The 12,234-nt window shown below is 57.8% G+C and carries 13 protein-coding genes; 1 reads left to right on the top strand and 12 read right to left on the bottom strand.

The window, feature by feature from the left end; translation table 11 throughout:
• Window positions 1–42: 42 nt before the first annotated feature.
• Window positions 43–600, bottom strand: coding sequence for a YceD family protein (locus LY631_RS04960; RefSeq protein WP_274424025.1), 558 nt, complete (start codon window positions 598–600; stop codon window positions 43–45).
• The gene (locus LY631_RS04965) at window positions 590–1,150 is read right to left on the bottom strand and encodes a ubiquinol-cytochrome C chaperone family protein (protein ID WP_274424026.1); all 561 of its coding nucleotides are present in this window, start codon (window positions 1,148–1,150) and stop codon (window positions 590–592) included. Before LY631_RS04965 ends, LY631_RS04960 begins: the two co-directional genes overlap by 11 nt.
• A 142-nt stretch (window positions 1,151–1,292) precedes the next feature.
• On the opposite strand from LY631_RS04965, the gene LY631_RS04970 reads away from it, so the two are divergent.
• Window positions 1,293–1,805 carry an outer membrane protein assembly factor BamE gene (locus LY631_RS04970; protein WP_445082850.1) on the top strand — a complete coding sequence of 171 codons (513 nt, stop codon included), beginning with the start codon at window positions 1,293–1,295 and terminating at the stop codon, window positions 1,803–1,805.
• Window positions 1,806–1,883: 78 nt separating this feature from the next.
• Here LY631_RS04970 and LY631_RS04975 read toward each other — a convergent pair whose 3' ends face one another.
• The 10 genes from LY631_RS04975 to ldtR all read right to left on the bottom strand — a co-directional run bounded on the left by LY631_RS04975 (window position 1,884) and on the right by ldtR (window position 12,098).
• The gene (locus LY631_RS04975) at window positions 1,884–4,016 is read right to left on the bottom strand and encodes a sodium-translocating pyrophosphatase (protein WP_274424027.1); all 2,133 of its coding nucleotides are present in this window, start codon (window positions 4,014–4,016) and stop codon (window positions 1,884–1,886) included.
• Between the two features lie 140 nt (window positions 4,017–4,156).
• Window positions 4,157–5,323, bottom strand: coding sequence for an MFS transporter (locus LY631_RS04980; protein WP_445082851.1), 1,167 nt, complete (start codon window positions 5,321–5,323; stop codon window positions 4,157–4,159).
• A 50-nt stretch (window positions 5,324–5,373) separates the two neighbouring features.
• Window positions 5,374–5,877: a transcription antitermination factor NusB gene (gene nusB, locus LY631_RS04985; protein ID WP_274424029.1), complete on the bottom strand. Its 504-nt coding sequence runs from the start codon at window positions 5,875–5,877 to the stop codon at window positions 5,374–5,376.
• Window position 5,878: 1 nt separating this feature from the next.
• On the bottom strand, window positions 5,879–6,343 hold the full coding sequence (gene ribH / locus LY631_RS04990; RefSeq protein WP_274424030.1) for a 6,7-dimethyl-8-ribityllumazine synthase: 465 nt from the start codon (window positions 6,341–6,343) through the stop codon (window positions 5,879–5,881).
• 23 nt (window positions 6,344–6,366) lie between these two features.
• Entirely contained in the window at window positions 6,367–6,981 is a 615-nt protein-coding gene (locus LY631_RS04995) for a riboflavin synthase (RefSeq protein WP_274424031.1), read from the bottom strand.
• On the bottom strand, window positions 6,981–8,111 hold the full coding sequence (ribD, locus tag LY631_RS05000) for a bifunctional diaminohydroxyphosphoribosylaminopyrimidine deaminase/5-amino-6-(5-phosphoribosylamino)uracil reductase RibD (RefSeq protein ID WP_274424032.1): 1,131 nt from the start codon (window positions 8,109–8,111) through the stop codon (window positions 6,981–6,983). The genes LY631_RS04995 and ribD overlap by 1 nt, the downstream gene beginning before the upstream one ends.
• A 2-nt stretch (window positions 8,112–8,113) precedes the next feature.
• Window positions 8,114–8,578, bottom strand: a complete 465-nt coding sequence (nrdR, locus tag LY631_RS05005; RefSeq protein ID WP_274424033.1) for a transcriptional regulator NrdR — start codon at window positions 8,576–8,578, stop codon at window positions 8,114–8,116.
• A 40-nt stretch (window positions 8,579–8,618) separates the two neighbouring features.
• The gene (glyA, locus tag LY631_RS05010) at window positions 8,619–9,932 is read right to left on the bottom strand and encodes a serine hydroxymethyltransferase (protein WP_274424034.1); all 1,314 of its coding nucleotides are present in this window, start codon (window positions 9,930–9,932) and stop codon (window positions 8,619–8,621) included.
• Window positions 9,933–10,125: 193 nt separating this feature from the next.
• Window positions 10,126–11,385 (bottom strand): L,D-transpeptidase family protein, encoded by a 1,260-nt coding sequence (locus LY631_RS05015; protein ID WP_274424035.1) that lies wholly within the window; start codon window positions 11,383–11,385, stop codon window positions 10,126–10,128.
• A 197-nt stretch (window positions 11,386–11,582) separates the two neighbouring features.
• On the bottom strand, window positions 11,583–12,098 hold the full coding sequence (gene ldtR / locus LY631_RS05020; protein WP_274424036.1) for a transcriptional regulator LdtR: 516 nt from the start codon (window positions 12,096–12,098) through the stop codon (window positions 11,583–11,585).
• Window positions 12,099–12,234: the final 136 nt, after the last annotated feature.

The raw sequence follows: 12,234 nt of genomic DNA on the forward strand, positions 1-12,234 counted from the left end.
TTTTAAACGCTGGCACAACCACGTTTTCATGACGGTCCAATGTCATCCGCCGCTTCTGCGCAGCTTTTTCAGCTTTTCGTACAGGGGGCCCGCTTCAACCTCCTCCGTCTTTTCCTCGGTCGTGACTTGGAGAGGTGCGCCTCCTTTCCTTGGGTATGGATCGATTGCCAAAGCAAAGAATTCTTCCGCCACCGCACCCAGGTCCAAAGTATCGCCCTCGAAGGGCTCCGGAGGATCTTCGCCTTCCGCCTCCAGAACAATCTCCCCCTCATCCCGGCCCATACGCGCCAACCGAGACCCATCTGGAACGAATAGCGCCGTTACAGGCTCGTTAATATGCGCCGCCAACGGCTCCAGCGTGACCACGCAGGCTTGCGTAATGTCCGCCTCGACATCACCGGTCACGCGTACTCCGTCCTTTTTCCAGGGGCGGACCGTAAGCTCCGCATGAAAACGCTCTACCGAAAGGACATCGTGAAGTCGACTCATCTCCGCACGCTGACTAGGTGCTGCATCGATCGTGATGGTCGTACCGCTGGCGGGCAGGTTTCCAACCTTCATCTCGAAGGAGACCGGGCTCTTGTCGATATCATGGGCCATGACGGTCGTGTTCCTGTGGGAGTGGTGCAAAATATAGATTTCCAGCGAGCAATGCGTCCTCACCAACCTTCGCGAGTTCGGCATTCGCCTTCAGCAGATATTCGGCCAGTTCGCTTGCTTCATCCCATACCGCGCGGTCCGGGACGATGTTCCGCTGCACGGCCGCTGACAGCGCCACACGGTCCCCCGCCTCCACCGCTTCACCATAAGACGCGAGACGGCCATAAAACATGCGCGCAAGCTTTTTCATGCGTTTGGGCACGCCGAGATCGCCAACGCCGAGTTCCCTTAACGAATGGTCCACCTCCCGGAAAAACGTATCCGTCACCTCTTGAGCAATATCGCGCAAGGCCCCCTCTTCCCCGCGTAGACGGTGCAGAAAAAGGAACAAATGCAGCGATAGTACCTCGAAACGACCGAGCGGAGTGTCGGGCACTTTCCATTCACTGTAAAAGTGTGCCCGCCTCGCAGCCGCCACGATTTGCTCGTAAAGGGCGTCCACCGTCTCAAGCCGGGCGCGCCGGCGCGAGCCGGAAAGCCACTGAAACACGGAGACTATCTCCTTTTCGTTCGATTTGAATATATAGGCGTTCCAGCCTGAAATATCAGCATCGGTTGCATCGATGCGGAAGCTGGTTTACCGGTTTCATCTAAAGGCGCAAGCTTTCGGTTTGCGGACGCGTTCTGGGGAGATATCGTTGCAGCTAAGGAAAAACAACAAGGTCCATGCCCGTCAGCTTGGGCTCGCGCTTGCTTTCGGCAGTGCAGCGCTGATTTTATCGGGGTGCAACTCCGCCAGTCTGAATCCAAGCCAGACGCTCACCCAAGGTTATGTAATCGACGAGGAAGCGCTACAACTGGTCCCGGAAGGCTCGAGCCGGGAGCAGGTTCTACTCGCCCTGGGAACGCCGTCGACCACCGCGACTTTCGACAACGAGGTGTTCTATTACATTTCGCAGAAGCGCGTCCGGCCAGTTGCCTTCATGAAGCCCCGCCTGGTGGATCAGCAGATTCTGGCGGTCTACTTCGGCGACGATGGGCGCGTGAACCAGATCGCGCGATACGGCATGAGGGACGGCAAGCTTTTCGACTTCATTTCGCGCACCACGCCGACTGGTGGCAAGGATCAGAACTTCCTGTCGCAAATGATCGCCGGCGTCGCGCAGGGCGCGCCGCCTTCCAACCCGCTCGGGGCGGGAATGTAGTCTAGGTCCTTTCCCGACCAGAAAAGAGAAAACCCCGCGAGAACGCTCGCGGGGCTTTTTAAGTGCGACGGCCGCTGCTTAATGGGCCAGAACAGCCAACAACAGCAGCGCCATGATATTGGTAATCTTAATCATGGGGTTAACCGCCGGACCGGCCGTATCCTTGTACGGGTCACCCACCGTATCGCCCGTTACTGAGGCTTTATGCGCCTCTGAGCCCTTTTCGTGCTTCACTCCGTCCTTATCAATGAAGCCATCCTCGAAGGATTTCTTGGCGTTATCCCAAGCACCGCCGCCAGCCGTCATCGAAATGGCGACGAACAGCCCCGTTACGATCACCCCCAGAAGCATCGCCCCGACAGACGCGAAGGCATCCTGCTTTCCTGCGATCAGATAGACGACGCCAAAGACGAACAGCGGCGACAATACGGGCAGAAGCGATGGCACGATCATTTCCTTGATCGCCGCTTTTGTGAGCAGATCGACTGCCCGGCTGTAGTCGGGCTTGTCTCTACCCTCCATGATTCCGGGATTCTCACGAAACTGTCGCCGCACTTCCTCGACGATCGCACTTCCGGCGCGCCCCACAGCGGTCATCGACAAGCCACCGAACAGGAACGGCAGAAGCCCACCGAACAGAAGTCCAACCACGACATACGGGTTCGTAAGCGAGAAATCGACACTCACTCCCTCAAAGAATGATCCGGCTTCAGCATTCTGAGCGAAGAATTTCAGATCCTCGGTATATGCCGCGAATAGAACCAGGGCACCGAGCCCCGCAGAACCAATGGCATAGCCTTTCGTCACCGCCTTGGTCGTATTGCCCACGGCGTCGAGCGCATCCGTCGTCCTGCGGACTTCGGCGGGCAAATCGGCCATTTCGGCAATACCACCGGCATTGTCGGTTACCGGGCCGAATGCGTCCAGTGCTACGACCATCCCGGCGAGCGCCAGCATCGTCGTGACCGCAATTGCAATGCCGAAGAGCCCGGCCAAGAGGTAACTGACGATAATGCCCGCGATGATCACGATGGCAGGCAATGCTGTTGCTTCGAGCGAAATTGCCAGTCCCTGGATAACGTTGGTGCCGTGACCCGTCACGGAGGCCTGGCTGATGGACCGCACCGGGCGGAAGCCGGTGCCAGTATAATACTCGGTAATCGAGATAATGAGACCGGTTACGGCAAGTCCCACAAGCCCGCAGAAGAACAGTTGCCATCCAACAAATGAACTGCCGTCATTGGCTGAGAACTCCGTCGTGCCGCCCAGCCAAAACCAGATAATCGCGCCAAGACCGACCACTGACAGCAATGCCGTGGCCCAGAAGCCCTTATAAAGGGCTCCCATGATCGAACTGTTGGCACCCAGCTTCACGAAAAAAGTGCCGAGGATCGACGTCACTACGCAAGCCGCGCCGATCAACAGCGGAAGGAGCATCAATGTAAAGGCTGTCCCTTCGGTGAAAAAGATGGAAGCCAGAACCATCGTTGCCACAACGGTCACGACGTATGTCTCGAATAGGTCTGCCGCCATGCCGGCGCAGTCACCCACATTATCGCCGACGTTATCGGCGATTGTCGCTGGATTGCGCGGATCGTCCTCAGGTATGCCGGCCTCCACCTTCCCGACAAGGTCCCCACCGACATCTGCGCCTTTGGTGAAGATGCCACCGCCCAGGCGAGCAAAGATGGAGATGAGCGAGGCCCCGAAACCGAGCGCCACAAGTGCGTCCACCACCGTACGGCTGGTGGGCTCGTATCCCAAGGGCCCTATGAGGACGGTGAAATAGACGGAGACTCCGAGCAATGCCAAGCCCGCCACCAGGAGACCGGTGATCGCGCCCGACTTGAAGGCGATATCAAGTCCCGCCGCAAGGCTGTTGGAGGCCGCCTGCGCCGTGCGTACATTTGCACGGACGGAGACGTGCATACCGATGAAGCCTGCCGCACCGGACAAAACGGCCCCTATAAGAAATCCGATTGCGGCGATGGAATTCAAAAGCCACCACGCGATGAGAAAGACGATGACGCCAACAACGGCGACCGTCGTGTACTGACGTGTGAGATATGCCTGCGCACCCTCCCGAATAGCACCAGCGATTTCCTGCATGCGTGCATTGCCCTGGTCGGCGGCGAGGACCGACCGTGTCGCCCAAACGGCGTAAAGGACAGAAAGCAGACCGCAGGCGATGACGACATAAAGCATGGTCATTGCCAAATTTTCCCTCGATTTTGGCCCATTGGAACCCCTCCCGGGCCGGAGAATGGCCACGGCAGAAAGCCGCAGCCGAGGTCTGCGACTTTGGGAAAGTCGCTGCCGCCCGTCAAGCTCTTGTTGAAAAGTAGTGCGGCCTATGCTCCGACTCTGCCCGGTTTTTCTTGTTGGTACAGGACCATAGCGCCGAGAACGACGAGGCAGGCGACGGCGACGGGAAAAATGATCCAGTTCAGCATTTCCCAGCCGAACGCATTGTAGACCTGGCCGGACATGAGCGAGGAAAACGCCACCATAGAGAAGAGGACGAGATCGTGCACGCCCTGCACCTTGTTCTTCTCTGAGGCCCGATAACAGTCCGCGACCATGGCTGTCGCACCGATAAACCCGAAATTCCAGCCCACACCGAGCAGGACAAGCGCTAGCCAGAACTGCCACAGAGCAATACCCGAAAGGGCAACGAGGCCGCACCCGATCAGCAAGAGAAGCCCCGTCGCGACGACGCGTTGCTTGCCGAAACGAGCGATGAGGCGCCCGGTCACGAAGCTCGGCGCAAACATGGCCAGCACGTGCCAAGAAATCCCGAGAGTCGCCTCGTCGGGAGAAAATCCGCAGCCAACCATTGCGAGTGGCGCACCTGTCATGACGAAGCTCATCAGGGCAAACGTGCTGACACCACAAAGCAGAGCCACGATGAAGCGCAACTGCATCATGATCTCAGGCAGAGACCGGGGCGGCTGATGGTCGTTCAGCTGCGCCGAGGGCGCATCCTTGGGCAGACGGAGAAAGAAGAGGGTAAACGCCCCGACAATGGCTAATCCGATCACCGAAACGAAAGCGCCGGCGAACATGACAGGCTCGAAAAGCTCACGGGTATGAATGGCTGCCTGGGGACCAATGATTGCGGCGAAGACACCTCCGGTCAGCACCCAACCGATGGCGCGCGGTTTGAAGTTCTCCGGTGCGTTATCCACCGCGGCAAATCGGTACTGCTGGATGAAAGCATTTCCGGCCCCCACCAGGAGCATGCCGAGGGAAAACAGCCAGAAACTGGCCTGAAACAGACCAAGAGCGGCGACAGCGCCGCCGAGAGCGGTTACGCCCGTTCCCGAGATTAAACCGTTTCGGCGGCCGACGGCCTGCATCAGCATCGCCGCGGGCAAGGCCGCCAACGCCACTCCCACGTTGAACCCCGTAACAGGTGCGGTTGCCAGCGATTTATCGGCACCGAGCAGATAATCTCCTGCCAGTCCACCGAGAGAGATTGCGATGGGGGCGCTCGCCCCGACCACTGCCTGCGCCATTCCGAGAACAATTGCGGTGCGCTTGGCTTCTCTCTCGAGGGACGCTTCGCTCACGTGGCCGCCTCTCCCTGGTTTTGGGAGCGGCTTCGACGCGCTGCTCGATCCAGAACGGCGTTGACCAATTTTGGTTCTTCGTCCTCGTAAAATGCCTTGGCGATATCGATATACTCGGAAACGATGACCGCGACCGGCACGTCCCGGCGCTCCATCAATTCATAGACACCGGCGCGCAAAATCGCTCGCAAGGTGGAATCCAGTCTGGAAAGCGGCCAGTCGGGAGTGAGCGACTGGTGAAGCAACGGGTCTATGGTCCGTTGATTCTCGACAACACCGGCCAGAATCGCTCGAAACCATTGGGCATCGGCCTCGCGATAGACATCGCCATCGATTTCCCTGCCGAGGCGAAAAGACTCGTATTCGGCAGTGGTTTCCAGGAGGCCGGTCCCTCCTACGTCCATTTGATAAAGTGCCTGCACGGCAGCAAGCCGCGCTGCGCCGCGCTTATTCGCCGGGCGAATATTGGCCGGTTTTCCGGCTTCTTCTGATTTTGCCAATTCAGGCTCCCAATTGTTCCTTGAGCGCAATCATCTTCAATGCGGCGGCTGCGGCGGCGTAGCCCTTGCCGCCCGCATGTCCGTCTTCACTCTGCTCTATACGTGCCAACGCCTGTGCTTCGTTCTCGACTGTAAGGATGCCGTTGCCGAGTGCCAGGGAATGCGTCACGGCAAGATCCATGAGCGCACGGCTCGACTCGTTTGCAACCACGTCGAAGTGGTAGGTCTCACCGCGAATCACGCAACCCAGTGCAACGTAACCGTCATATTGCTTGACGCCTTTCTCAGCAGCCGCGATCGCGTATGAAATCGCCGGTGGGATCTCCAGCGCGCCGGGTACAGTGACGACTTCGTAGCGCGCGCCAGCCGCATCCAATGCCGATCTGGCACCTTGCAGGAGGCCATCTGCGATGTGATCGTAGAAGCGCGCCTCGACGATCAGAATATTCAGGTCGTTGATTGCCATTTTTTCTCCAAAGAAGCGGTGGATTAGGCCTCTTTGCCTGCCTCTGCAAGCCGTGCCGCATAGCGAGCCATGGTGTCGACTTCCAGATTGATGGAATCACCCGCCGCTCGCTCACCCCAGGTTGTGACCGCCAGTGAATGCTGGATCAGGAGCACATCAAACTGGTTTCCGTCGACACCATTGACCGTCAACGATGTTCCATCCAGGGTCACCGACCCCTTCGGTGCGATGAACTTCGCGAACTCGGATGGCGCTTGGAGAACGAAACGCACAGCCTCGCCCTCATCCCGCCGTTCGATGATCCTGGCCTGGCCGTCGACGTGCCCGGAAACGATGTGACCGCCTAGCTCATCGCCGATCTTCAAGGGCCGCTCAAGATTGATTTGGGTCCCTTCTTTCCACCCGCCGACAGTCGTCAGCCGGAGTGCTTCATCCCATGCCTCCACCTCAAACCACCTCTGGTTTGAACCTGGTTCCGGCAGGGCAACCACGGTGAGGCACACACCTGCGCAGGCGATCGAGGCGCCAATCTGGATCGTTTCAGGATCATAGTTGGTCTCGACTCTCAGTCGCGCACCTTTGTCGAGGAGGCGAATTGACTGGATGGCACCGACATCGCTGACGATCCCTGTAAACATCACCCGATCCTTACATATTCAAAATAGGAATCATTGCCGAACTGAGCTTGGCGGCCAAGCGTGAAGCCAGCAGGGATATGGTCAGGCAGGATCGGCGAGGCAATGCCTTCTACTCCGATTTCCTTTGGGCCAACGAAGAGAGACAGCCGATCAACCAGTGCCTCGGTAAGGAAGGCACGTGCTGTTTGCGCCCCGCCTTCCACCACGAGACTGGAAAATCCGCGATTGGCAAGATCCTCCAGAAGCTCAGGTAGCGCAACTTGATGCTCATGCAATTCTACCGCAACGAAGCCCGCGCCGGCATCAGAGAGCATTTTCCTATGAATTGGATCAGCGTTCTGAGGTGATGCAACGAGTAACGGCACCTGCCCGGCACTACTGACGAGCGTTGACCCGAGCGGAAGCTGGAGAGCCGGATCCAGCACGATTCGCGTTGGAGAGCGCGCTTCCAATCCAGGCAGGCGGCAAGTCAGAGACGGGTTGTCGGCCAGCGCCGTGCCGATGCCGATCAGGATGGCATCGGCCTCCGCCCGCATAAGGTGCACCTGCCGACGGGAGATCTCGCCCGTAATTGGAATCTGCCCCTTTCCCGCCACGCCGATTTTACCGTCACGCGAAATGGCAAGTTTCAGAATGACTTCAGGACGTTTCTTCACGGAACGAGCCATATATCCCGCCAGGAGATCCGCTGCTTCATCCGCGAGCACGCCTTCGACCACTTCGATTCCCGCTCTACGGAGCATGGCATAACCCTTACCGCTGACCCGCGGGTCCGGATCACTTGCCGCTCCGACCACCCGGCGAACGCCCGATGTGATAAGCGCTTCCGCGCAGGGCGGCGTGCGCCCGTGATGAGCGCAGGGCTCCAGTGTCACATAAGCAGTCGCCTCACGGGCGCGCTCGCCGGCTTCCTTGAGGGCCCGTGGCTCGGCATGGGGCCGACCACCTATGGCGGTGACACCGCGCCCGACGATATGGGGCCCGTCCCCATCATCGCGCACTAGGAGCGAGGCAACCGACGGATTGGTGCCGGTCAGGCCAAGGTGACGGCGGGAGAACCGTATCGCGGCGGCCATGAAGCGCCGGTCGATGTCCTCCCGCCCGGATGTATGAGGCGGTTTGTCCTGCATGCTTATTCGGCGTCCGGAGCGCCCTTCAACTCGCCGAGGACGTCCTGAAAATCCTTGGCCTCGCGGAAATTGCGGTAAACTGAAGCATAACGCACATACGCCACATCATCGAGCGATTTAAGCGCCTCGACAACCAGCACACCAATCTCGTTCGTAGTGACCTCGCTCTCGCCAGAACTTTCGAGCTGGCGGACGATCCCGGTGACTGCGCGTTCCACTCGCTCCGGATCGACATTACGTTTGCGCAATGCAATGTCGAAAGAGCGATGCAGTTTGTCCCGGTCAAAAGGCACCTTGCGGCCGGATCGCTTGATGACGACGAGATCACGAAGCTGCACACGCTCGAAGGTTGTGAAGCGGCCGCCGCAATCCGGACAGGCGCGCCTGCGCCGAATGGCGGCGCCATCTTCAGCAGGGCGCGAATCCTTGACCTGAGTATCTTCGGACTGACAGTAAGGACAGCGCATTCAGATCTCTTTGTTCGTCCAGATTGCATGTACGGGCACGTTACCCGAGATAAGGGTAAAGCGGGAATCTTTCGGTGAGCATAAGCACCTTACTCTTGACTGCTTCCTCGACCGCCAGATTGCCTTCATCTGAATTGGCCGCTTTCAGCCCGTCCAACACTTCTCCGATCAGCTTGCCGATTTCATTAAACTCGGCAATACCGAAACCTCGCGTTGTTCCAGCAGGGGTTCCGAGCCGGATCCCGGAGGTAACCATCGGTTTTTCCGGATCAAAAGGAATGCCGTTCTTGTTGCAGGTGATGTTAGCGCGGCCGAGTGCAGCCTCGGCCCGTTTACCGGTCGCGTTCTTGGGCCGCAAGTCCACCAGCATCAGATGGTTGTCGGTGCCGCCGGAGACAATGTCGAGCCCAGTCTCCTGCAGGCTTGCAGCAAGCGCGCGCGAGTTTGCGACCACCTGGTGCGCATAGGCCTTGAATTCGGGCTGAAGAGCCTCTTTCAGCGCAACTGCTTTGGCTGCGATCACATGCATCAAAGGACCGCCTTGCAGGCCGGGGAATACGGCGGAATTGACCTTCTTCGCCACCGCTTCGTCATTCGTCAGAATCATGCCGCCGCGCGGTCCACGCAGAGATTTGTGCGTCGTGGTGGTCACGACATGCGCATGCGGCAGTGGAGATGGATGAGCATCACCAGCAACCAATCCGGCGATATGTGCCATATCGACCATCAGATATGCACCGACACTGTCGGCGATCTCACGGAAGCGTTTCCAGTCCCAGGTGCGCGAATATGCCGTGCCACCAGCCAGAATCAGCTTCGGCTTGTGCTCGTGGGCGAGACGCTCCACCTCATCCATATCGAGGAGATGATCGTCACGGCGGACGCCATATGAAACAACGTTGAACCATTTTCCGGACATATTGACCGGCGAACCGTGGGTCAGATGGCCGCCGGAATTGAGGTCCAGTCCCATGAACGTGTCGCCCGGCTGCAGCAATGCGAGGAACACAGCCTGATTCATCTGGCTTCCGGAATTCGGCTGAACGTTGGCGAATTCGCAACTGAAGAGTTCCTTCGCCCGCGAAATTGCCAGATCCTCGACCACGTCAACGAACTCGCATCCGCCGTAGTAGCGCCGGCCGGGATAACCCTCAGCATACTTGTTGGTCAGCACAGTACCCTGTGCCTCGAGTACTGCGCGGGAAACGATGTTTTCCGACGCGATCAGTTCGATTTCCTGTCGCTGACGGCCTAACTCGTTTCGAACCGCATGGAAGATGTCAGGATCGGCTTCCTCAAGCGGTTGAGAAAAAAAGGTTTCGGTCGTGACCGTAGCGGCTGACGCGTTTGCCATGACGGTGTTTTCCCCTTAGCGCATTGAAGCTACTTGTCCGAACGGACCTGCGCGCATTACCACTTTTCCATGGCTGCGACCACGCTTTGAGCAGAATTTCTGGGTTATAATGTACAATCGAACGACATGTCACAGCGCAACAAAAAAAGAGCCGCGAGAGAGCGGCTCTTGAAGATCATTCAAATTTTTTGACTTACAGCGCAGTGGAAATCTGCAGTTCCGATGCGCCATCACGGCCATATATGTCGTCCCGGAAATGAACGGCACCGTCGCCTGACGACCAAGCCGAAATATAAACGAAATGGACGGGGACGGCATCTGCGAGGCTGATATGCACGTCCTCCGCGCTCTGAATCGTGGTCTCGATTTGCCGCCGGCCCCAATCTGGCGTGTCGCGCAAGAGCCACGTTACCAGATCACGCACATTCTGGACACGCACGCACCCCGAAGAATGGAAACGTTCCTGATCTCTGAAGAGTTGCTTCTGCGGCGTATCATGCATGTAGACAGCATGCTGATTGGGGAAATTGATCTTTACGGAAGCCATGGCGTTGATCTCGCCGGGATCCTGCCGAAAGCGATATCTCGTCGCCTCGTCTGTCGACCAATCCACCGTCATCGGATCCACCTCGGATCCGTCCGGTGCAATCAGCCGGATATTGTTATCCGCAAGATAATTCGGATTCTCCCGCATCAGCGGAATGATATCGCGACGCACGATGGAGACGGGTGCATTCCAATAGGGATTGAGAATGATCTCGTTGATATTCGAGCTTAGAATCGGCGTCTGACGATCCACCTTGCCGACGATAGCGGTATGGCGCAGGACGACTCGACTGTTTTCGACAGCCTCGATTTCCGCAGCCGGTATATTGACCATGACAAAACGCTGGCCAAGTGAACGACCTGTCCCTTCGCGCAGCCGCGCGAGATTGGTCTCCAACTGCTGCAAGCGCACAGGGGCTGAGACGTTCAATGCTGAATAGGTGTACTGCCCCGTAACGCCATCGGTGGGCAGACCGTGACGAGCTTGAAAGCGCTTCAAAGCGGCGTCGACATAGGAGTCAAACGCCGGGGACATGCCCGCGCGTGTCGACAGGTCTCCCGAAATCATGAGCCGCCGGCGTAGCAGTTCCACATCAGGATCGACGACGCCGAGCTGCAGCTTTTTGGTTGCAGGGACTGTCGGCCATCCCCCAGACGATGCGATCCGTGAATAATCCGCAATCGCCTGATTGAGGAAGTGTACGGTGTCGGGATGCAGCGTCGGACGAGTGGAGGCCACCCTACCGCCGCTACTGACTTGAGCGTCAAACTGATCGCCCCATGAGCTGCGCCCCGGGGAACCGATAATTGTATCGACCAGATTTTGCGCACTGACCGGTCCGGCAAATGCCGCAGCTGCAGAAGCTGCAACTCCCCTCATGAAAATACGGCGGCTAGTTCCCGTCATGCACCGACCTTTACTGCTAAAATCCATCACGTTGTTCTTAGGTGACATTCGCCGAGGCAGGGTTAATTTTCCCCCAACGGACGATATCGAGAGTATACAAGTCATCGAGTGCAATTGTGGTATTTGCATGACGCCGCGCGCTGGTATCCAGCCGTAACGACCCTGCGCTCTCACGTCGCCGCCGAATGTGAAACGCCTTACATGCGATATGCGATCGTGTCGTTCCAGAAGCGATCGAGACGCTGCAAAGCGCGATTGACCTGCCGGAATTCCTCGGCCCCTATTCCGCCGACCTGCTCGATTGAACCGATGTGACGGTCATGAAGCCTGGCGACCATATCGGCAACTTCCCTGCCCTTGTCTGTCAACCGAATACGCACCGAACGCCGGTCGACGCGGGAGCGTTGATGGTGAACGAAGCCCATATCAACGAGTTTCTTGAGATTGTAAGAAACATTGGAGCCTAGATAGTAGCCGCGCGAGCGCAACTCACCCGCCGTCAGCTCCGAGTCGCCGATGTTGAACAGAAGCAGCGCCTGAATGGAGTTGATATCGCTCCGGCCATTACGCTCGAACTCGTCCTTGATTACGTCGAGAAGTCGACGGTGGAGCCGCTCGACAAGCTGCAAGGATTCGAGATAGAGCGAGCGCAGCGCGTCCTTGGATTCTTCACTGGCAGACGTTTTCCTTGTCGCAACTTGCGATTTGATCATAACTGGTGCCTTTCGTTTGACGCCGGTGAATTTGTTTCTCTCTCACCTTGCGTGCGACCCTAACCAAGGCACCTAAAATTCGACTTAAACGTCAGCCTTAACAACGTCTTACATTGAGAAGCCTGATTTTAGGGCT

The organism is Chelativorans sp. YIM 93263, assembly GCF_028767125.1.
Lineage (GTDB): Bacteria > Pseudomonadota > Alphaproteobacteria > Rhizobiales > Rhizobiaceae > Chelativorans.